The organism is Wenyingzhuangia fucanilytica, assembly GCF_001697185.1.
In the GTDB taxonomy this organism is placed as follows: Bacteria; Bacteroidota; Bacteroidia; order Flavobacteriales; family Flavobacteriaceae; genus Wenyingzhuangia; species Wenyingzhuangia fucanilytica.
Genome location: NZ_CP014224.1, coordinates 3,406,409 through 3,427,057 on the forward strand (window position 1 = coordinate 3,406,409; position 20,649 = coordinate 3,427,057).

The 20,649-nt window shown below is 31.1% G+C and carries 20 protein-coding genes; 10 read left to right on the plus strand and 10 right to left on the minus strand.

The features are described 5' to 3' along the window. Nucleotide 1 precedes the first annotated feature (1 nt). A complete protein-coding gene (locus tag AXE80_RS14125) occupies nt 2–2,218 on the plus strand; it encodes a TonB-dependent receptor (protein ID WP_068828503.1) in 2,217 nt (738 codons plus the stop codon). Nucleotides 2,219–2,463: 245 nt separating this feature from the next. On the opposite strand, the gene AXE80_RS14130 is transcribed toward AXE80_RS14125, so the two are convergent. From AXE80_RS14130 to AXE80_RS14140, 3 genes are all read right to left on the minus strand, one after another. After that, on the minus strand, nt 2,464–3,270 hold the full coding sequence (locus tag AXE80_RS14130; RefSeq protein WP_068828506.1) for an anti-sigma factor: 807 nt from the start codon (nt 3,268–3,270) through the stop codon (nt 2,464–2,466). A 4-nt stretch (nt 3,271–3,274) separates the two neighbouring features. Beyond that, nucleotides 3,275–3,805 (minus strand): RNA polymerase sigma factor, encoded by a 531-nt coding sequence (locus AXE80_RS14135; protein ID WP_068828509.1) that lies wholly within the window; start codon nt 3,803–3,805, stop codon nt 3,275–3,277. A 135-nt stretch (nt 3,806–3,940) separates the two neighbouring features. Then, nucleotides 3,941–5,212 (minus strand): hypothetical protein, encoded by a 1,272-nt coding sequence (locus tag AXE80_RS14140; RefSeq protein WP_068828511.1) that lies wholly within the window; start codon nt 5,210–5,212, stop codon nt 3,941–3,943. Nucleotides 5,213–5,314: 102 nt separating this feature from the next. Between AXE80_RS14140 and AXE80_RS14145 the strand changes: the two genes are divergently transcribed. Both AXE80_RS14145 and AXE80_RS14150 read left to right on the plus strand, forming a co-directional pair. Then, nucleotides 5,315–6,451: an Mrp/NBP35 family ATP-binding protein gene (locus AXE80_RS14145; protein WP_068828514.1), complete on the plus strand. Its 1,137-nt coding sequence runs from the start codon at nt 5,315–5,317 to the stop codon at nt 6,449–6,451. Between the two features lie 36 nt (nt 6,452–6,487). Further along, on the plus strand, nt 6,488–6,724 hold the full coding sequence (locus tag AXE80_RS14150; RefSeq protein ID WP_068828516.1) for a NifU family protein: 237 nt from the start codon (nt 6,488–6,490) through the stop codon (nt 6,722–6,724). Nucleotides 6,725–6,823: 99 nt separating this feature from the next. Here the strand turns inward: AXE80_RS14150 and AXE80_RS14155 are convergent, their stop codons facing one another. Both AXE80_RS14155 and AXE80_RS14160 read right to left on the minus strand, forming a co-directional pair. Next, complete coding sequence (locus tag AXE80_RS14155) at nt 6,824–8,689, minus strand: ABC-F family ATP-binding cassette domain-containing protein (protein WP_068828519.1); 1,866 nt, start codon at nt 8,687–8,689, stop codon at nt 6,824–6,826. Nucleotides 8,690–8,779: 90 nt separating this feature from the next. Next, the gene (locus AXE80_RS14160) at nt 8,780–9,646 is read right to left on the minus strand and encodes a glucosaminidase domain-containing protein (RefSeq protein ID WP_083194694.1); all 867 of its coding nucleotides are present in this window, start codon (nt 9,644–9,646) and stop codon (nt 8,780–8,782) included. 178 nt (nt 9,647–9,824) lie between these two features. Here AXE80_RS14160 and AXE80_RS14165 point away from each other — a divergent pair, with 178 nt between their 5' ends. The 4 genes from AXE80_RS14165 (at nt 9,825) to AXE80_RS14180 (ending at nt 13,998) form a co-directional block, all read left to right on the plus strand. Continuing rightward, entirely contained in the window at nt 9,825–11,507 is a 1,683-nt protein-coding gene (locus AXE80_RS14165; protein ID WP_068828521.1) for an ABC transporter ATP-binding protein, read from the plus strand. After that, a complete protein-coding gene (gene lolB1, locus AXE80_RS14170) occupies nt 11,485–12,366 on the plus strand; it encodes a lipoprotein insertase outer membrane protein LolB1 (protein WP_083194695.1) in 882 nt (293 codons plus the stop codon). Before AXE80_RS14165 ends, lolB1 begins: the two co-directional genes overlap by 23 nt. Further along, a complete protein-coding gene (locus tag AXE80_RS14175; protein ID WP_083194696.1) occupies nt 12,359–13,591 on the plus strand; it encodes a murein hydrolase activator EnvC family protein in 1,233 nt (410 codons plus the stop codon). Before lolB1 ends, AXE80_RS14175 begins: the two co-directional genes overlap by 8 nt. Before the next feature lie 71 nt (nt 13,592–13,662). After that, complete coding sequence (locus tag AXE80_RS14180) at nt 13,663–13,998, plus strand: cupin domain-containing protein (RefSeq protein ID WP_068828528.1); 336 nt, start codon at nt 13,663–13,665, stop codon at nt 13,996–13,998. 9 nt (nt 13,999–14,007) lie between these two features. On the opposite strand, the gene AXE80_RS14185 is transcribed toward AXE80_RS14180, so the two are convergent. Together AXE80_RS14185 and AXE80_RS14190 are read right to left on the minus strand one after the other, a co-directional pair. After that, the gene (locus tag AXE80_RS14185; RefSeq protein WP_068828530.1) at nt 14,008–14,517 is read right to left on the minus strand and encodes an acyl-CoA thioesterase; all 510 of its coding nucleotides are present in this window, start codon (nt 14,515–14,517) and stop codon (nt 14,008–14,010) included. A 42-nt stretch (nt 14,518–14,559) separates the two neighbouring features. After that, nucleotides 14,560–15,444, minus strand: a complete 885-nt coding sequence (locus tag AXE80_RS14190; protein WP_068828532.1) for an HU domain-containing protein — start codon at nt 15,442–15,444, stop codon at nt 14,560–14,562. A 92-nt stretch (nt 15,445–15,536) separates the two neighbouring features. On the opposite strand from AXE80_RS14190, the gene dprA reads away from it, so the two are divergent. Next, nucleotides 15,537–16,640 (plus strand): DNA-processing protein DprA, encoded by a 1,104-nt coding sequence (gene dprA / locus AXE80_RS14195; RefSeq protein ID WP_068828534.1) that lies wholly within the window; start codon nt 15,537–15,539, stop codon nt 16,638–16,640. On the opposite strand, the gene AXE80_RS14200 is transcribed toward dprA, so the two are convergent. Genes AXE80_RS14200 through AXE80_RS14210 form a run of 3 tightly spaced genes read right to left on the minus strand, consistent with a single transcriptional unit; the run spans nt 16,637 to nt 19,415 of the window. Then, entirely contained in the window at nt 16,637–17,500 is an 864-nt protein-coding gene (locus AXE80_RS14200) for a DMT family transporter (RefSeq protein WP_068828536.1), read from the minus strand. The two genes, dprA and AXE80_RS14200, sit on opposite strands and share 4 nt — an antisense overlap. A gap of 5 nt (nt 17,501–17,505) precedes the next feature. Beyond that, nucleotides 17,506–17,940 carry a dUTP diphosphatase gene (dut, locus tag AXE80_RS14205; protein WP_068828538.1) on the minus strand — a complete coding sequence of 145 codons (435 nt, stop codon included), beginning with the start codon at nt 17,938–17,940 and terminating at the stop codon, nt 17,506–17,508. Nucleotides 17,941–17,969: 29 nt separating this feature from the next. Continuing rightward, nucleotides 17,970–19,415, minus strand: a complete 1,446-nt coding sequence (locus AXE80_RS14210; RefSeq protein WP_068828540.1) for a lipopolysaccharide biosynthesis protein — start codon at nt 19,413–19,415, stop codon at nt 17,970–17,972. 100 nt (nt 19,416–19,515) lie between these two features. Between AXE80_RS14210 and AXE80_RS14215 the strand changes: the two genes are divergently transcribed. Together AXE80_RS14215 and AXE80_RS14220 are read left to right on the plus strand one after the other, a co-directional pair. After that, nucleotides 19,516–20,217: a DUF6973 domain-containing protein gene (locus tag AXE80_RS14215; protein ID WP_157359416.1), complete on the plus strand. Its 702-nt coding sequence runs from the start codon at nt 19,516–19,518 to the stop codon at nt 20,215–20,217. Continuing rightward, nucleotides 20,214–20,639, plus strand: coding sequence for a hypothetical protein (locus AXE80_RS14220; protein WP_068828544.1), 426 nt, complete (start codon nt 20,214–20,216; stop codon nt 20,637–20,639). Before AXE80_RS14215 ends, AXE80_RS14220 begins: the two co-directional genes overlap by 4 nt. Nucleotides 20,640–20,649 lie beyond the last annotated feature (10 nt).

Below are 20,649 nucleotides of genomic sequence, written 5' to 3' on the forward strand. Positions count from 1 at the left end.
AATGAAAAAGATAAGTTGCTTATTAATGTTGTTGTTCTCTGTTATGGGAGTTTCGCAAACTTTACAAGGAGTTGTAAAAGACGAGAATAATAAAGCTATAGATTTTATGTATATCGTAAATCAGAGAACGCAAAACCATACACATACTAACTTTAAAGGAATGTTTGAAATGGATGGTTTAAAACCTGGAGATACGCTTATTTTTAATAAAATGGGATATCAATCTAAGGAAGTTGTTTTTAACAGTCCTAAAATTGAGGTAGTTGTAAAAACAAATACCATTGCTTTAAAAGAGGTGATGTTGGCTCCAGAAATAAGCAGCGAAAATATTATTACTACTATAGATGTAAAGCGTAATCCTGTAAAATCATCTCAAGAATTGTTAACTAAAGTACCTGGATTGGTGATTGGTCAACATGCTGGAGGAGGAAAAGCAGAACAAATTTTTTATAGAGGATTTGACATAGATCATGGTACAGATTTACAAGTAAATGTAGATGGAATTCCTGTAAACATGGTTTCTCATGCTCATGGACAAGGATATGCAGATTTACATTTTGTAATTCCAGAAACGGTAGACAAAGTTGATTTTAAGGCAGGACCTTATCATTTTAGTCAAGGAAATTTTGCTACAACTGGAACTGTAGATTTAAAAAGTAAAGAAAATTTAGAGCATAGTTTAATTAAGTTAGAAGGAGGACAATTTAACACTAAGAGGTTATTGTTTATGAATACTTTTTTAAATAAAACAGATGAAAGTGCCTATGTAGCCATAGAAAATTTAAATTCTGATGGACCTTTTGAAAGTCCACAAAACTTTAAAAGATTTAATATCAATAGTAAATACCTTAAAACTTTTAACAATACCAAATTAGTGTTTTCTTTTTCTCATTTTGTGAGTAGTTGGAACGCCTCTGGACAAATTCCCCAAAGAGCGGTAGATAACGGAAGTATTACTCGTTTTGGAGCGATTGACGATACCGAAGGAGGAGAAACATCAAGAACAAATGTTTCTTTAAAAATGATTCAGAAATACGCTGATGATTCACAAATGAAACACTTTGCTTATTACTCTAAATATAAGTTTGGTTTGTATTCTAATTTTACGTTCTTTTTAAACAATCCTGTAGATGGAGATCAAATTTTTCAAAAGGAATCAAGAGATATTTTTGGATATAGTTCTGATTATCAAAAAGAATTTATGTTAGGAGATACAGAACTTACTTTTAATACTGGAGTGGGTTTAAGAACTGATATTGTTGGAGGCAATGAATTGTCAGAAACTAAAAACAAATCAGAAGTTTTACAAAGATTACGATATGGAGATGTAAATGAAACCAATTATTTTGGATATGCTAGTGTAGCTTTTCAATTGAATAAATGGGTATTAAATCCATCAGTTAGATTAGATTATTTGTCTTTTGGATATCATGATTTAAAACCAACAAATAATGAAACAGGTTTTAAGTTAAAAGAGCAAACAGCTGCCATTTTAAGTCCAAGATTAAACGTTACTTATACCCCAAATAATCACTTTCAAACTTATTTTAAAATAGGACAAGGTTTTCATACCAATGATAGTCGTTTGGTTACAAGCTCTCAGGGAGATGCAATTCCAAAAGCATATAGTACTGATATTGGTTTTGTGTGGAAAACTACTCCAGAACTATTGTTTGGATTAGACCTTTGGGGAATGATATCAGAACAAGAATTTGTATATGTGGGAGATGCAGGAATTGTAGAACCTAACGGAGCATCGGTAAGACAAGGAGTTTCTTTTAATACAAGATATCAACCTATAAAAGCCTTATTTTTAAATTTTGATGCCAATTATACACACGCAAGATTTAGAGATGAAGCAAGTGGGCAAGATTACGTGCCTTTAGCTCCAGACTTTACTTTAAAAGGAGGAATATCTTATAAAAAAGATTTAGGTTTTTACGCTGGAATAGATGCTTTGCATATTAATGATAGACCTGCCAATGAAGACAATTCTATTGTAGCAGAAGGATATACCGTAACCAATTTAAATATGGGATATATCTGGGAAAAGTTTGAATTAGGAGTTCAAATCCAAAACTTATTTGATGTTGAATGGAATGAAACACAGTTTGCAACGGAATCTCGTTTGCAAAACGAAGCACAATCAGTTGAAGAAATTCACTTTACTCCAGGAACACCATTTTTTGTAAAAGGAACCATCGCATATAAATTCTAGGATTTATATTTAATTATAGTTGTAAAGAAAAGCCTATCATTATTTTATGATAGGCTTTTTGATGTGAATAAAGTTCACGTATTATTTATAGATGTTTAGGTTGATCTTAGTCAACATTCTATAGTATGTATCGTAGCGATTTTCGTATCTATTAAGATGTATACATTACTTTAATAACTAAGTTTATTGGGTATAAAAAAAGACCATCGTTTTGCGATGGTCTTTTTTTTAAAAATCTCTTAGTGTTAAGATACTTTGGTCAATCCTAAAGTATATAATTGTTCTAACGTTGGCGATGCACTACCACCAGCAGGTTCTAGTGTGATACCAAAGGCTTCAGATTTGTTTGCATTGTTCACCTTTATAAATTCCTGACCATTATTATATCCATCTAAAGTTCCTAAACTTGTAGGAGTTAATGGGTTTAGTGTTAAAGACCATAATTGATAAACTTTTCCTTCTGGAGCTTTAGGTAAACCACTTAAATCTACATACATTTCTTTGGTTTCTTTGTCCCAATAAATAGTAGCAAAACTTTCTGGGGCAACGTTTTGTCCTGCCAAGTTTACTCTTTCTGTTTTTTCAGAAGATATAAAAGCAATAACTTCATTTTTAGTATCTAGTTCAATACTCTTAGCAATAACTTCACCTTGTAAATTGGCTCTTTGTCCATCTAATTTAATATTAGAAACAATTTGCTTGTTTAAGTTTTCTTTTAAGTTGCTGTTATTGCTGTATAAACTAATAATTCCTACAGTTAACACAACACTTGCAGCCCAACCCATATAACTATACCAACGAATTGGAATAACTTTAGTGTTGCCACCATTAATAGCAGTTATTAACTTGCTAAACGGATAAGGACTAACTCCTTTTTTGTTACTGAATTCTGATATTTTTACAACAGTGTGCTCTATTTCTTTAACGTAATCTTTAATTTCTGGATGTTTTTGCATCATTGAATACACTTCGTAGCTTTCTTCTCTACTAAGTGTTCCCGCAACATACAGTTCTAGTATTCCAGATTTAATATATTCTTGTATATTCTCCATAACCCTATCTATTTATACTCAATCTTAAATTTTCTAAACAACTACGGCTTCTTGTTTTTACCGTTCCTAAAGGAATGTCTAATTCTTCTGATGTCTCTCTTTGTGTGTAGCCTTTGTAAAAGATTAAATCGATTACTTTTCTACATTTTTCAGACATTTTTTGAATTTTAGCAAATAACGATTTTTCTTCATCACTTACTTCTTTCTCCTCTTGTTCTGATATATTTACGAAAATATCTAGGCTTTGGTTTTGTTTGTTGATACGATAATCTTTAGATCTTGTTTTATCGATAGCTGCGTTTCTAGAAATGTTTAGCAACCACGTAAAAAACCTACCTTTTTTAGGAGTATAACTTTCTATATTATCCCAAACTTTTAAGAAAACTTCTTGTAAAACATCTTTAGAAAGGTCTTCGTCTCTTAATATATTATTGATAACTCCAAGCATACTTTTGTTATACATTTCATATAACTTTTCGTATGCGAGTACATCTTTTTCTTCTTGAAATTTTTGAACTAAATTGTCTACATCCATATACTGAATTCTGAGATTGAATTTGAAAATTAACAAGAAAAAAGGAGTTTAGCTAAATTAATAGAAGCTATTTTACATAGAATTTTTTCTAAAAAAAACTTAAATAATATATTTTGATTGATGTAAGGGTGATGATTATTTTAATATTTCTAATCCAAGGTTTAGCATAAAAGTACTTGTATATAAACCTTCTTGTAATACAAGCCCTCTTTGATATTTTAAATCAATAAAAAAATCTTTATTCTTAATAAATTTTCCTTTTAATCCAATACCAAAATGTATTCCGTAATCTATTTCATTATATGGATAAATATCACCCTCATACTTATTAATTGGAGCATTGTCAGGGTACTCACTTCTGTAATTTTCGTTGTTAGTACTCCAAGGTTCTATTATAGTAACATTTGTATTATTTTCTTTTTTAAAAAAGTAATTGACATACATTCCTAACTGAAATGTTGGTTTGATTCTACCTTTTATATACTCATGTCTAAAGTTAAAAGAATTATTAAATGACTTACGAGATATATTTTTGTCTGATAAGTAATTGATTCTATATGTTGGTTCAATATATAAGGTAGATGTTTTTAGGTTTATATTAGAGTAAGTCCCTTCATACTGAAAATAAGTTTTTTCACTAATATAGGGGATGTTTATTTTGTAAAATACACCAATTGATGGAACAAATTCATTTCCAAATTGTTTGTTTTTAGTGTAGTATATGTTTTTCTTGCTTTTAGCATGTGATAACAAATTGATACCCGTTAGAATACCAAACGACTGTTTTGTTTTAGAAACCTTTTTTTCATAAATAATACATTCATCTCCTTTACAAACCTCATTGTGATATTTTAGAGATATGTTTATAAGTGATTTATGATTTAGAGTTGTTTTTTCAGTTTCTTTAGAAATTTTAGGACTGTCTTGAAATATATATTTTAAAACCCCAATATATTCTTTGGAATCTTTTTTATATAATTTTCCATTTCTATGAAATTCATTTTCATTTATTTTTAGTTCATGAAGTTGGTCGTTTTCATCGCTAATAAAATAAAACCTATCGTTATAATTCATATAGTAGTAAATATCTACTATACCATTTATTAAATATTCTAAAAACAATTGAGTAGGTTTATTGTCAATAACAATTGATTTAGAAACATAGTACTTGCTGTTTTTAAATCTATATCCATTAATATCCTCTGGAGTGTAGGTAACGCTATTCGAATGGATATTTTTTTTATAAACACACTTCATTGCGTTGGCTCTATTTCCTTTATAATCTATTAGTCCGTAAATAGTATCGTTGGATTTATTAATTAAATACCCTTCTCTAAAATCGGTTTGAGAAAATACTTGTAATACGTTAAGAACAAGAATTAAAACCCATAGGTGTTGTTTTTTCATTTAACAATAGAATTTTTTGCAACGGAAGATAAACAAATATGCATAACATTACACATTTCTACGGAATAACGTATCTTTGCAATTGAATTTAAATACACTAGAATGAGTATTACAAAATCTGATATAACAGCAATTTTAGAAACGATAACGGCTCCTGGAGAAGGGAAAAGTTTGATAGAAAATAACAATGTAACCAATGTTAATATTTTTGGTGATGAAGTAGTGGTAGATGTACAAATTAGCAATCCTACTTTACAGGCTAAAAAGAAAACCGAAACTGAAATAGAAAAGGCGATTGTCGCTCAATTTTCTTCAGTTAAAGTAAAGGTAAATTTATCAGTAGCAACAAAAAAGGAAGAGCCTAAAGCAAATCCAAATCAAATAAAAGGAGAAAAAATTCCTGGAATTCAAAACATCATCGCTGTAGCTTCTGGTAAAGGAGGTGTAGGAAAATCTACTGTAACAGCTAATATGGCGGTTTCATTACAAAAAATGGGATTTAAAGTAGGAGTTTTAGATGCCGATGTTTACGGTCCATCTATGCATATTATGTTTGATGTTGCTAAGGCAAAACCAATTTCTGTTAAAGTAGATGGTCGTTCTAAAATGAAGCCAATTGAAAATTACGGAATTAAATTATTGTCTTTAGGTTTTTTTACCAATCCTAACGAAGCAGTAATTTGGAGAGGACCAATGGCTTCTAAAGCATTAAACCAAATGATTTTTGATGCAGATTGGGGAGAATTAGACTTTTTGTTAATTGATTTACCTCCAGGAACAGGAGATATTCATTTATCTATAGTACAAGCTTTACCAATTACTGGTGCTGTTGTGGTAAGTACACCTCAAAATATTGCTTTGGCCGATGCTAAAAAGGGAGTAGCTATGTTCCAACAAAAGAACATTAATGTACCTGTATTGGGAATTGTAGAGAACATGAGTTATTTTACTCCGGCTGAATTGCCAGAGAATAAATACTATATTTTTGGACAAGATGGTGCTAAACACTTGGCTGAAGATTTAGAAACAGCTTTCTTAGGAGAAGTTCCTTTAGTACAAAGTATTCGTGAAGCAGGTGATTTTGGTCATCCAGTAGCTTTACAAGATGGAACTCCACAAGAGTTGGCATTTAAAGAAATTACAAAGCATATGGCTGGGGAGTTGGTAAAAAGAAATACAGATTTACCTCCAACTGAAGCAGTAAAAATTACAAACATGAGTGGTTGCTCAACCAAATAATAATGTTATTTTTAGAAAAGTAAAAATTAAGAAACAATGAGTGCAGAAGAGTTACAAAAAAAAGTAGAAACAGCTTTAGATGAAATTCGTCCTTTCTTAGAATCGGATGGAGGAAATATTTCTTTAATTTCTATTGAAGATAATATCGTAAAAGTAAAGTTAGAAGGGGCTTGTGTTGGATGTAATGTAAATCAAATGACACTTAAAAATGGAGTAGAAGCAACCATTAAAAAACATGCACCACAAATAGAAGAAGTAATAGATATTAGCTAAACAAGCTGTATTTTAGATAAAACAAAACTCCCAAACTGAATTTTCAGTTTGGGAGTTTTTATTTAAAGTTCATCGAGCGGAGTCGAGATGCAATATGTTTTACCCTTCCAACTTTTCACTCAACTCAAACCAACGCATTTCTTTAAACTCTATATCATCAATAATTTTTTGAAGTTCAATAGATTTTTTGTCAATATTTTCTCCTTCTATTTTTCCTTCGGCAAATTCAGCTTCTATCGCTTCTTTTTTTCTGTTTAATTTAGCAATGTCACTTTCAAGATTGATGTATTCTTTGTTTTCGGCATAACTAAGTTTGGCAGGTGTTTTTTGCTTTTCCTTAACCGTTTCTATTTTAGTAGGCACAATTTCTTGTTCTTCTTGTGCATCAGAATTTTCGTAAGCTCTAAAGTCCGAATAGTTTCCAGGGAAATTTTCTATCACTCCATTTCCTCTAAACACAAATAAAGAATCTACAATTTTATCCATAAAATAACGGTCGTGCGATACCACTACCAAATTCCCAGGATAATCTAACATAAAGCTCTCTAACACGTTTAGCGTTACAATATCTAAATCGTTGGTAGGCTCATCTAAAATTAAAAAGTTTGGGTTTTGAATTAAAACGGTACATAAGTACAAACGTTTACGTTCTCCTCCACTAAGTTTTTCTACAAAATCATATTGTTTCTTTTTATCAAATAAGAAACGTTCTAACAACTGACTTGCTGATATTTTATGTCCTTTGGCTAAGGGAATAAATTCCCCAAATTCTTTTATAACTTCAATTACTTTTTGTCCTTCTTTTACTTGAATTCCAGATTGGTGATAATATCCAAATTTAATGGTTTCTCCTACCACAACTTTTCCGCTATCAACAGGAGTATTTCCTGTTAAAACATTTAAGAATGATGATTTTCCTGTTCCATTTTTTCCAATGATTCCAATACGTTCTCCTCGATTAAAATTATAATCAAACTGATCTAGCATTACCATGTCTTCCCAAGCTTTAGAAACTTTGTGAAATTCCACAATTTTGTTCCCTAAACGTTCCATGTTAATTTCTAGCTGAACTTTGTGTTCAGAACGTCTTGCTCTGGCTTTTTCTTTAATCACAAAAAAGTCATCAATTCTAGATTTAGATTTGGTAGTACGTGCTTTTGGCTGACGTCTCATCCAGTCTAATTCTTTTTTAAATAAGTTTTTTGCTTTGGCTTGTACAGTTTGTTCTAAGGCAATTCGTTCTTCTTTTTTCTCTAAATAATAAGAATAGTTTCCTTTATAGCTGTATAATTGACCATTGTCCATTTCTATAATTTCGTTACACACACGCTCTAAAAAGTAACGATCGTGAGTAACCATAAACAAGGTTATTTTTTCTTTGGCAAAAAAATCTTCTAGCCATTCAATCATTTCTAAATCTAAATGGTTGGTAGGCTCATCTAAAATTAATAAATCTGGTTTGCTAATTAAAACGGTTGCTAATGCTAAACGTTTACGCTGTCCTCCAGAAAGTCCACTTACTTTTAGTTGTAGATTATCTAACTTTAGTTTGGTTAAAATTTGTTTGTATTGTGTTTCAAAATCCCAAGCGTTGTACTGATCCATCATATCAAACGCTAGTTGATATCTCTCTGCATCTTCTGGATTTTCAATAGCTTTTTCGTATTCTTGAACAATTTTTAAGACTTTGCTGTCCGAGTCAAAAATAACTTCTTCTACAGTTTGATTTTCATCAAAAGCATCTTCTTGAGAAAGGTATGATACATGTAAATCTTTACGAGTTACCACTTGTCCTGTATCAGGAATATCGTTCCCTGCAATAATTTCTAACAAACGGGTTTTACCTGTTCCGTTTTTAGCTACAAAGGCAATTTTTTGGTCTTTGTTAATTCCAAAAGATAAGTTTTCAAACAATACACGTTCTCCAAAAGCTTTGGAAACGTTTTCTATAGATAAATAATTCACACAAAAATATTTTGTGTAAAAGTAGTTGTTTATAACGAGAGTTTAGATGGTTTTCTGTGGTTAATAAAACCAAGTCATTTTAAATTGAGTTTACCAAGCCTCTTCAAAAGTCTTTTTATTTAAGTATAAATCTTTGGTTAATTTGTTAACTCCAGTGTTGTTAAATATATTCATTACTTTTTTTGGCCAAGTTTCTCTAAAATTAAAAGAGTTAGGTCTCCCTCCAATGGTGTAGATGAATTTTTTATTCAGTTCGGCATCAAATAAAATTTCAATTCCATGTACGGCTACTTGTTCATCTAACAAAGTTCTGGCTTCGTTATAGGCTTTAATACTACTTCTATGCGAAATAAATCTGCTAACAAAATCTTCTACATTTTTAAGATTTGCTTTGGTCATCTCATTAGGATGATTGATTAAAAATGACAGATTTGTTGTGGTTCCAGCAATACTATCTGGTCGGTAATCTTTTTTTAAAGAAGGAGGTCTGTTTTCCCAAACAATATTGGTTTTAGGAATTTTGGCCAATTTTCTTTTATCTAAAATAGTGGTGTGTGTGGTGGTGTCTTTTGGCATTCTTAATGCAGGTAATTCAGCATCATTCCCAAATGCGTTTAAGCTTAAAAAGTTTCCGGTAATTCTACCAATATATCCTTGTCCCCAACCCGATTCTAAAGAAATAATACTCAACACAGCACCAGGAGGTACTTTGTGTTTAATGCATAATTCTGTTACTGGTAAGGCCAAACGTTGATATAGTTTTGCAACATGACTATATTTTCTATACCTGTATCCTGAGGCTGATTTTTTTAAAGGTTTCACCGTTTTTTTTACTAAAACAACTTGTTTTTTGGGTAAGGCAATCTTTTCTCTTTGACGTGTAGATACGTTTAAACAGAAAAAATAAAACAAAGTAAGTGCTCCGAAAATGAAAAAGTATTTTTTACGATTTTGCATGCATAGTTTTATAACGATTAAATCAAATATATATAAATAAAGTAAAAATCACCTATTATTTAGTGTTCAGTGATTTTTTAAGGTTTAAAACCTTGGTTTGAATTTAGAACTTTAGGGCGCAAACAAAGATAATATCAACTTAGTTTTCCTAATTTTAAAAAATCAATTTCTTATCAAAATGAAACCAATCCTTAGCATACAAAATTTAAATATTTCTTTTCAAAACCAACAGGTAGAAAATAAGGTAGTTCACAATGTGAGTTTTGAAATTATGCCTAATCAAATTGTTGGAGTGGTAGGGGAATCTGGTAGTGGAAAATCGGTAACTTCTATGGCCATGATGGGATTGTTGCCTAAAAACATATCTAAAGTAAAAGGAAAAATTTTGTACAATGAGGTTTCTTTAACTGATTTAAGTCCTAAGGAACTTAGAGAAATTGTTGGAAAAGAAATTAGTATGATTTTTCAAGAGCCTATGACATCGCTAAACCCAAGTTTAACCTGTGGTGAGCAAGTGGCAGAAGTGTTGGATTTACATACAGATTTATCAAAAAATGAAATTGAAGCAGAGGTTTTACAATTGTTTGAAAAAGTAAAACTTCCTAGAGCTAAAAAAATGATGACTCAATATCCGCATGAGTTGTCGGGTGGTCAAAAACAAAGAGTAATGATTGCCATGGCCATTGCTTGTAAACCCAAACTACTTATTGCCGATGAACCTACTACAGCTTTAGATGTTAGGGTACAAGATGAAATTATTTTGTTGTTAAAAGAATTACAGCAAGAAACAGGTATGAGTATTTTGTTTATCACTCATGATTTGGCTTTAATAGCCGAAATTGCCCAACAAGTTATTGTGATGCAAAAAGGTAAAATTGTGGAGCAAGGAACGGTAGAAAATGTGTTTTTACACCCAAAAGAAATTTACACCAAAGCATTAATCAACGCCAAGCCAAAACTAAATATCAGGCTAAAAGAATTGCCGTCGGTAGCCAGTTATTTGCAAGATGATTTTAAGGAAGAGATTTTTACTACCGAAGAAAGAAGTCAATTTCATCAGCAATTATATAGCAAACAACCTTTGTTGGAGGTTAAAAACTTAAAGACTTATTATACTTCTAAAAACAATTGGTTTGCTAAACCCAATGTGGTTAAAGGAGTAGATGATGTTTCTTTTAAGGTTTACGAAGGAGAAACAGTGGGTTTGGTAGGAGAATCAGGTAGTGGAAAGTCTACCATTGGGCGAACTATTTTAGGTTTAGAAAAAGCAACAGCTGGCGAAATTTGGTACAATGGCGTAAACTTATTAACCTTAAACAATTCCCAAAGAAAAAAATATAGACAAGAAATTCAATTGATTTTTCAAGATCCCTATTCTTCCTTAAACCCAAGTATGAAAGTTGGTGAGGCTATTTTAGAACCTATGATTAGACATGGGGTTTTAGCATCTAACTCAAAAAGAAAAGAATATATTTATCAACTATTAGAAAAAGTAGGCTTAGAAAAAGAACATTACAACAGATATCCTCACGAATTTTCTGGTGGACAAAGACAAAGAATAGGAATTGCTAGGGCTTTGGCTCTACAACCCAAATTAATTATTTGCGATGAATCTGTATCGGCTTTAGATGTTTCTGTACAAGCGCAAGTGTTGAATTTATTGAACAAACTTAAAAAGGAATTTGAGTTTACCTATCTGTTTATTTCTCATGATTTGTCTATTGTAAAATTTATGTCCGATCAATTAATTGTACTAAATCAAGGAAAGATTGAAGAGATAGGAGATGCCGATGCCATTTATAATCAACCACAAAAAGCCTATACTAAAGCACTAATTCATGCGATTCCTAAAGGAATATGATGCTATGATTCCTAGTAATAAATTGTATATTGCATCAAAATTTTGGCATATGCAATTTAGGTTGTTAGCAGTTATCATGCTGTTTTTTATGGTTTCTTGTAGTTCTAAAAAGAATGTGAATCCAGAAATTAAAATCCCCAACATTAGATACTCAAAACTTGTAAAAGAATATAAAGCCAACTCTTTTAAAGAGGCGGAGTTTAATACGGTAAAAATAGGGGCTAAAATGTCTTATAAAATTGGGAACTCTTCTCAAAAATTAGGATTAAATTTTAGAATTGCCAAAGGTGAAAAAATTTGGATTAGCGGAGATTTTTTAGGAATTCCAGTAGTAAAAATGCTGATAGAAAAAGACAGCGTTCATTATTACAACAAGTTTGATAAAACTTATTTTGATGGTTCGTTTGATTTTATCAAACAATTAATTGGCGTAGATGTTTCTTATGCCGTTTTAGAAAAATTATTTTTGGGTGATTTGATATTAAACATCGAGAAAAATCGTTTTAAGATGGATATTCACGATAATTCCTATTTTATTTATGATGGCGGAAACAAGAATTATTATATAGAAGCTGCTATTTATCCTTTAATTTTTAAAACAAAATCTCAATTGATAGAACATGTACTTGGTGAAAATTTGTTTGCTACGTACTATAAAAATTATCAAGAAGTTGAAGGGTTTTTATTCCCTAAAGAGTTAAATATAAAAGGAAGGAATAAAGGAAAAGAATCGGTAATTACCATTAAGTACAACGATATAAAGGTGAACGAAAATTTAAGTTTTCCATACAAAGTCCCTAAAGATTGCGACAAGCCAGTGGTGTTAAAATCAAAAGAAAATACAGAAGACAATGAGTAAAAAATCACTCTTATTTCTTTGTACATTTTTTTTAATGTTTACTGTTTGTTTTTCTCAAACAACTAAACAAAAAGAGTTAGAAAAAAAACGTGCCCAACTACAGCAAGAAATTGTTAGGGTAAATAAACTCCTGTTTCAAAATCAAAAAAAGGAAGAAAACCTTTTGGGGTATTTGAGTGATTTAAATAAAAAGATTCAAGTAAGATCCGATTTAATCAAAGCAATTACTGCCGAAGCTAATTTTTTACAAGGAGAAATTAATAAGAACGAAAAACAGAAAAAAGCTTTAGAAAAGGAACTAAAGGTGCTAAAAGAAGATTATGCCGAAATGATTTTAAAATCATACAAAAGCAAATCAGAACAAAGCAAATTGATGTTTTTATTGTCATCCGAAGATTTTTTTCAAGGTTATAAACGTTTTCGCTATATGCAACAATATGCAGATTTTAGAAGAAAACAAGGAGATACTATTGTTGCTAAAACAGAAAAAGTTGCTGCTTTAACTAGAGAGTTACAGTTTCAGAAAAAACAAAAGGATGCATTGGCTAGAACCAATAGGTTAGAGGCTGATAAATTAAAATCAGAAAAAGAAACGCAAGTAGGTTTGATGAATCAAATCAAATCTAAAGAAAAGCAGTACTTAGCAGATATCAGAAAAAAACAAGCCGAGGAAAAAAGGTTAGATGCAGAGATAGAGCGTGTAATTAAAGCCGCTATTGCAGCATCAAGAGCAAAGTCAACCACTAAGACCAAAGTAGATGTAGATGCCAAAACATCGGGGTTTGCTTTAACTCCCGAAGGAAAAGCGTTGGCCAATCGTTTTGAAGAAAACAGAGGGAAGTTGCCTTGGCCTGTTGCCGAAGGGATTGTAACAAGAAAGTACGGAGTTATTCCTCATCCAACTTTAAAAGGAATTGAGATTGATAGTAAAGGAATTCATATTACCACTAAGAAAAACGCTAGCGCAAGAGCCGTGTTTAAGGGAAAAGTATTGGCTATACAATCTGTTAGTGGTCGTTACGCTGTTTATGTACAGCATGGTAACTATATTTCACTATACAATAACTTAGATAAAGTGTATGTAAACAAAGGTCAAGAAGTTGGTTTAAAACAACCCTTAGGAGTTATTTTTACTGATAAAGTGACTGGAAACACAGAGCTTAAATTCCAGATTTGGAAAGATACTCAAAGGCAAAACCCAATTTATTGGTTGGCAAGAATGTAGCCAATTATGATGTAAGTCATGTTTTATTGTAAAAAAATATCTTTATTTTAGAGAAACTTAAAATTAAAAATATGAAAGTAATCTCTTTGTTAAAAGATGTAAACTATAAAGCAAAACCCTCTTTAACCGTTTTGTTCGAAACTGAATTTTCTAAGGAAATTAGAATAGTGATGAAAAAAGGACAAGAGGTTAAAGAACATAAAACAGAGCACCCAATTATTGTTTCAATTTTTGACGGGAGTATAGAGTTTAGTGTAGATGGAGAAAAAGTGAAAATGAAAAAAGGAGATATGATTTCTTTAGACGCTAATATTCCTCATAGTTTATTATGTACAGCAGATAGTATTGTTAGACTTTCTATTTCTAAACAAGATACTATTACAAGAATAGAAGATTTATTGTTTTAAAAAACAAGCTTATTTAAACAAAGCTTGTAATTCGGTAGCCTCTTTTGGTTTCATTTTACCAGCTACAACTAAACTTAGTTGTCTGCGTTGTAAAGCGTTTTGATAACGTTGTTTTTCTAAATCTGTTTCAGGAATTAATTCTGGAACAGGTATAGGTTTTCCATGATTATCTACAGCAACAAAGGTGTAAATAGCTTCGTTTACTTTGGTTTTCTCTCCAGAGTTACGGTCTTCTAAAAAAACATCTGCAATTACTTCCATAGAAGATGAAAAAGATCTGGAAACTTTTGCTTCAATAGTCATCATACTACCCAAAGGAATTACTTTGCCAAAAGAAACATTGTTAACAGATACTGTTACACAAATAGCATTAGCATGTCTTTGTGCAGCAATACAACAAATTCGGTCTACACGGGCTAAAAGTTCTCCTCCAAATAAACCATGAAGGGCATTGGTGTCACTTGGTAAAATAATATCAGTAGTAATGGCTAAAGAAGCCGATGATGTTTTTGCTTTCATAGAATTTCAATAAACCTTATGCTTAAAGATAAGGTTTATTGTTTATTCATTGATAAATAGCCAAGCGTGTTTGTTGTCTTTTTTACGGATTGTATTCAAAGTATTAATAGCATCTCTTTTATCGTTAAAAGAGGCATAACTTACTTGAGTTAATCCCCATTTGTTTAAACCGATAATGCTTGCCTTAAATCCTTTTTCTTTTAATAAATCCACTTTTTTAACAGCGTTTTCTGGTGCTTTAAAAGCTCCTGCTATAATGTGATATTTATAAGTAATTTCTTCAACAACTTCTTTTTCTACGGTTAAAGTAACTGCAGGTAAAGGTTTTAAAATGTTAAAAGAAGCTTGTTGAATTTGATTGGTTACTGCTTGTTGAGCTACAATTTCTTGTTGATTAATTTGCTCTTGAACATAAACGCTACTAGCAAAGAATAATCCAACAATAACTGCTGCACTTGCAAAATACTTTCCGTAAGATCTTTTTACTTCGGTTTTTGGCGTAACAATATTGTTTCTTAAAATATAATCCGCATTTAAATCACTTAAACCAAAAGAACTTGTTAAGTAGTTTATTTTGTTTAGTGGTTCAAAAACCAATTGTTCATTTTCTAAAGTAAATTGACCAATATTATTTAACAATAAAGGATTTTTTTGCAAAGAAGTCTGCCAGTTTTCAACAGTATCTTGTACCATAGCCGCAGCTTTATCAAAAGAAATATTCAGTGATTTTGCAATATGATTAACCAATAAACCATCATTTTTTTGAAGGTTTATGTTAAAAGAAATCGTTTTGGTAGGAGGTGTAAATTGATGATTTTCAATATTTCTCTTACTAGGAATGGTGTTGCTTACAAACCCTCCAAAGTTAGGAACTATAACACATTCGTACCTGTATAATAAATCGCTGATGTATTTTGATAACTGCATATAACAAAAATATCAAAAAAATGAACAGAGTCAATACTTAATAAGCCTTTTTTAAAAGAAACATTTTTGTATCTTTTTTGTAAAAATTGAAAATGAATTTTAAGGAACTCATGTATGCTTTGGCTTTGCAAGAGGCTAAAGGAGTGGGAGCAATAACGGCTAAAAAATTAATTTCTATTTATGGCAGTGCTACTCAGTTGTTCGAGGCACATCAAGAAAAGAGAATTGAAAAGGAGGTGAATCTTAAATTGTTTCAGCAATTGTTTTCAAAAGCATCTTTGGCTAAAGCCGAAAAAGAATTAAATAGAGCTGTTTCTAAAGGTTTAAAATGTTTGTACTATCAAGATGAAAATTACCCTAAAGACTTGTTGAATTGTGCCGATGCTCCACTGATTTTGTTTCAAGATGGTGGAGGAGATTTTAATCAATATCAAAAAGTAATTAGCATTGTGGGTACAAGAAATATGTCTAATTATGGACGTGGTTTTTGTGCAGAATTAATTGCGGCTGTAAAAGAATATCAACCATTAATTGTAAGTGGTTATGCCTTTGGTGTTGATATTTGTGCGCATTTAGAAGCTTTAAAAAATAATTTACCTACTACTGCAGTTTTGGCTCATGGTTTCGCAACAGTATATCCAAACGAACATAAAAGATTTTATCAAGAAATGAAAGAGAGTGGTGGGTTTTTATCTGAGTTTATCTATGATGAGCCTCCTTTGAGAAATAATTTTTTAAAAAGAAATAGAATTGTTGCAGGCATAAGTCAGGCTACCATTGTGGTAGAATCTGCCTCAAAAGGAGGGTCTTTAGTTACTGCGGATATTGCCAATTCTTATCATAAAGATGTGTTTGCTTTACCCGGTAGAACTACCGATGTGTATAGTAAAGGTTGTAATGAATTGATTAAAAATCACAAAGCAGCATTAATTACATCTGGAGAAGATTTAATAGCGCAATTGGGATGGAAAAAATCAACAATTAAAGAACCTAAAATAGTACAACCTCAATTATTTGTTGATCTTGAGGGAGGAGAAAAAGAAATTTATGATTTGTTAGCAGTCAATGCCATGCATGCCGATGAATTATCACGAACAAGCGGAATTCCTATTTACAAAGTTTCTAACTTTATTTTTCAGTTAGAATTAAAAGGTTTGATTCAGGTATTACCCGGAAAACTCATCAAAAGAATTTAATCTTTACTACTAATAAAAGTTTCTAGTATTACTGCAGAAACAATAATACATCCTCCAGTAATGGTAGATATGGTTGGAATTTCATTTAAAAATAAAAAGGCTAAAACACTACCATATAATGGTTGTACACAGCTTAATAAAGAAACACTGGTTGCCGAGAAGTTTTTAAAATTACTAACCAAATATGTGTGACCAACAGCAGTGGTAAAAACTCCTAAAATAATTAAATGAGGAAGTTGTGATGAATAGCTCCCAATATCAAAATTGATAAAAGTAAAAATAGGAGCCAACATTATTACAATTAATCCTGTTTGGTAAAACATCAACTTAGTTGCGTTGTGTTTGGCTACTAAAGATTTCATTAAAATGTTTCTAATAGCGTAAAAAACAGCAGAAGCAATTCCAAAGCAAATTCCTAAAGAAGTTTGATTTCCTATGCTAAACTCTGGGGTTAATATATAAAGTCCTAGTAAAACTAATAAACCTAAAAATAAGTGTTTTGGGTTAAAAGTTGTTTTACGAATTAATGGTTCTAATAAGGTTGTAAAAATAGGATAGGTAAATAAAGAAATAATCCCCAATCCAGCTCCAGCTAATTGTAAAGCATAAAAATAAGTAACCCAATGCCCTGCTTGTAAAAAGGCAGAAATTAAAAATGTTTTTCCATCTTTAGAAGCGTCAAATTTAAAACTAATCTTTTTAAACTTCATGTAAATAGCAATGGCTATGCACGCAAAAAAACATCTAGACCAAATGGTAATGGCTGGTGGTAAACTAAGGTAGCTTCCAAAAGGAGCAGCGGTTCCAATAATTAATAAAGCTAAATTTAGCTCAAGTATATTCTTTAGTTGATTTTTCATGAGTTTTATTTAGTACCTGTGCTACCAAAACCTCCAGTCCCTCTTTGGGTACTATCAAGTTCTTCTACTTCAATCCATGCTGCTTGTTCGTGTTTTGCAATCACCAATTGGGCAATACGTTCTCCATCAGTAACTTCAAAAACATCGTTTGATAAGTTGACTAAAATCACGCCTATTTCACCTCGGTAATCCGCATCTACAGTACCTGGAGAATTTAAAACGGTAATTCCTTTTTTGGCAGCTAAACCACTTCTGGGCCTTACTTGTGCTTCGTATCCTTGAGGCAAAGCAATAAACAATCCTGTTTTTATAATCGCACGTTCTAAAGGTTTTAAGAAAATACTTTCTTCTATGTTGGCTTTTAAATCTAAACCAGCAGCACCGCTAGTTTCGTATTGAGGTAAATCGTGTTTAGATTTGTTGATGATTTGTACTTTCATAAAAATAGAATTTAGACAAAAGTACGGTCTTATTTAGACTTTAAAAATCTTTGCTTGATAAAATTCCTTTCGCTAAAAAACACCAAAGAAAAAGTTAAAATCAATAAAATTGTATTGATGATAATTTGTCCTCTAAGTAAGTAAAACGAAATAAAACACAATAAGGTTATCAATAAGAATAAACTTAATATTTTAGAAACTTCATATGGCGTTTTGTAATGTTTTTGTCCGTATATATAAGAGGTAATCATCATAATTGCATATACAAAAAATGTTACCCAAGCGGCTCCCATATACCCACATATAGGCACAAAAATTAGCAAACCTAAAATGGTTAATAATCCTCCTAAAATAGAAAAATACATTCCGTATTTGGTTTGGTTGGTGTTTTTGTACCAAACAGAAAGGTTGTTGTAAATACCTAATAGTAAATTGGCCAATAAAATAATAGGCACAATGGCTAAGGTTTCAAAATATTCTGGTTTTTTAAGTAAAAGTTGAGCAAAGAAATCAATATAAGCAACAATGGTCAGTACAATAAAAGCTCCTAATATGGTAAACCATTTTAAAACCAAAGCATAGGTTTCTTTAGCATTCTTTTGATGTGATACATTAAAGAAAAAAGGTTCTGCTCCAAGTTTAAATGCCATGATAAATAAGGACATGAATACGCCTAGTTTATATGTTCCTGCATAGGCTCCAGCAATACTTTCGTTTAAAAATCTTGGTAAAATAAGTTTGTCTAAGTTTTCATTGGTCACATAAGCCAATCCTGCTATTAAAATAGGCCATCCATAGGCAAGCATTTTTTTTAACAATATAAAATCTAGTCTTAATTTAAATTTTAAGAACATAGGCAATACCATCAAAAAAGTAAGTCCGCTAGCAAATAAATTGGCTAAAAAGATATATCCTACTTTTGATGAGGTAGGATACCAACTAAAAGCATTGGTAATTTCTTGTGCAGATAGGACCAATAAAAATAATATGTTAAGTATTGCATAAATAGAAATGTTTAAAACTCTAAACATTGCATAATTTATGGCCTTGTTTTTGACTCTTAAATAAGCAAAGGGAATAACGGTTAATGTGTCAAACAGTAAAATTCCGATAAGGGTTTTAAAATGAAGGATTTCTTCAAAACCTAAAAAAGGAGCTATGTTGTTTGATAAAATAAACAGGGGCGTTAATATTAAAAAGGCCACCAAGGTTACAATACAAAAAGAAGTACTTAGTACTTTTTCTTTGTTTTTTTCTGAATTGAAAAACCTAAAAAAAGTAGTTTCCATACCAAAGGTAAGCAATACGTTAAAGTAGGCTGCCCATACGAAAAACTCGGTGTTAACGTTAAATTGCTGAGTGTTTTCTAGGGTTTTGGTATGTAGCCCCACTAAAAATACATTTACCGCTTTAGGTAGCACTGCTGCTAAACCATATACAAATGTGTTTTTTAAAAAAGATTTAAGTGTGCTCAAATTAAATAAGTTATCGCACAAATATATTCTATTTTTGCCGAAGTAAAATAAAGGATCAAATAAAGTAAAAGAAGTAGTCAATCGTATAATCAATAAAAATATGAAGAGCCAAACCACTCTTAAATGTTTATTATTCTTGTTTTTTGGAATGGGAATTTTAAATCAAAGTTTTTCACAATCGTATAAAGGGTATAAAAAATTAAGTTCACATGAAAAGTGCTGGGTGTTTTTTCATCCGTTTAAAGCAAAAAGAGCTTATAGAGTTTCTAAAGAGGTGGAGCGTAGTATAGATTCCATTTTAAATATAGGGGTGATGGGGAATCACCATGTAGGAAATCAATTAGATGCTTTTAAACATGCTTTTTGGATGTGGAGTTTGGCCGAAGAAATTGGTTGGCGTTCTGCTAGAAGTTTGGGAATAGAGCACGAAAAAGGGAATTATGAGTTTTTTAAAGAGCATAAATTAGAAGATGGTGTATTGCCCGATAAAATAAGTTGTGAAATGGATTTACACAACAATAGTGTTGGTTTGGCTTTGTATAAAGAACATAAAAAAGAAAAACTATCTAGGAGTGAACGAATGGAATTGGTGAGAAAGGCGGTTATTGAAGGGAGGATGAAAATGATTTATCAAACCAAGAACCAACAATATATAGATAGTACTGGGCAAATTATTCCTAAAGAAGAACATTACGGACTGTGGGAAAATAGAAAATGTTTGGTTCCATCAAGAGCTGAATATTTAATGGCTGATAATAAATCTAAATACTTAAATTTGTCAGACCAAAAAACAAATAGATGAAAACAGTACATTCAATTTTAGCCGCATTTGTATTAATTACCATTGCTATGGTTTTGTTTAATGCAATCATGAGTTTAAAAAGAGAAGAAAAATTTAAAGCAGGTGATCGTAAATTAGCACTAATTGCTTTGATTTTAACACACACGCAATTCATAATAGGGTTAATAGCTTATTACGTTTCTGATTGGTATAAAGCGATGAAAGCTGTTGGAATGGGAAATGCCATGAAAAATGCAGAATTAAGATTGATGAGTGTTGAGCATCCGTTAATGATGATTGTTGCCATTGCATTGGTTACTGTAGGATGGTCTCGTCACAAAAAATTAACTGAAGACGCAGCAAAATTTAAATCTTTTGCTATTTTTTATGGAATCGCATTTGTTGTGATTTTATCAAGGATTCCTTGGGCTCAGTGGATTTAATCATTTAAAA

Excerpts from the sequence above, each read along its gene's own strand:
- AXE80_RS14125 (WP_068828503.1), top strand. The coding sequence starts at position 2 with ATGAAAAAGATAAGTTGCTTATTAATGTTGTTGTTCTCTGTTATGGGA.
- AXE80_RS14130 (WP_068828506.1), bottom strand. The coding sequence starts at position 3,270 with ATGGAGAATATACAAGAATATATTAAATCTGGAATACTAGAACTGTAT.
- AXE80_RS14135 (WP_068828509.1), bottom strand. The coding sequence starts at position 3,805 with ATGGATGTAGACAATTTAGTTCAAAAATTTCAAGAAGAAAAAGATGTA.
- AXE80_RS14140 (WP_068828511.1), bottom strand. The coding sequence starts at position 5,212 with ATGAAAAAACAACACCTATGGGTTTTAATTCTTGTTCTTAACGTATTA.
- AXE80_RS14145 (WP_068828514.1), top strand. The coding sequence starts at position 5,315 with ATGAGTATTACAAAATCTGATATAACAGCAATTTTAGAAACGATAACG.
- AXE80_RS14150 (WP_068828516.1), top strand. The coding sequence starts at position 6,488 with ATGAGTGCAGAAGAGTTACAAAAAAAAGTAGAAACAGCTTTAGATGAA.
- AXE80_RS14160 (WP_083194694.1), bottom strand. The coding sequence starts at position 9,646 with ATGCAAAATCGTAAAAAATACTTTTTCATTTTCGGAGCACTTACTTTG.
- AXE80_RS14165 (WP_068828521.1), top strand. The coding sequence starts at position 9,825 with ATGAAACCAATCCTTAGCATACAAAATTTAAATATTTCTTTTCAAAAC.
- lolB1 (WP_083194695.1), top strand. The coding sequence starts at position 11,485 with ATGCGATTCCTAAAGGAATATGATGCTATGATTCCTAGTAATAAATTG.
- AXE80_RS14175 (WP_083194696.1), top strand. The coding sequence starts at position 12,359 with ATGAGTAAAAAATCACTCTTATTTCTTTGTACATTTTTTTTAATGTTT.
- AXE80_RS14180 (WP_068828528.1), top strand. The coding sequence starts at position 13,663 with ATGAAAGTAATCTCTTTGTTAAAAGATGTAAACTATAAAGCAAAACCC.
- AXE80_RS14185 (WP_068828530.1), bottom strand. The coding sequence starts at position 14,517 with ATGAAAGCAAAAACATCATCGGCTTCTTTAGCCATTACTACTGATATT.
- AXE80_RS14190 (WP_068828532.1), bottom strand. The coding sequence starts at position 15,444 with ATGCAGTTATCAAAATACATCAGCGATTTATTATACAGGTACGAATGT.
- dprA (WP_068828534.1), top strand. The coding sequence starts at position 15,537 with ATGAATTTTAAGGAACTCATGTATGCTTTGGCTTTGCAAGAGGCTAAA.
- AXE80_RS14200 (WP_068828536.1), bottom strand. The coding sequence starts at position 17,500 with ATGAAAAATCAACTAAAGAATATACTTGAGCTAAATTTAGCTTTATTA.
- dut (WP_068828538.1), bottom strand. The coding sequence starts at position 17,940 with ATGAAAGTACAAATCATCAACAAATCTAAACACGATTTACCTCAATAC.
- AXE80_RS14215 (WP_157359416.1), top strand. The coding sequence starts at position 19,516 with ATGAAGAGCCAAACCACTCTTAAATGTTTATTATTCTTGTTTTTTGGA.
- AXE80_RS14220 (WP_068828544.1), top strand. The coding sequence starts at position 20,214 with ATGAAAACAGTACATTCAATTTTAGCCGCATTTGTATTAATTACCATT.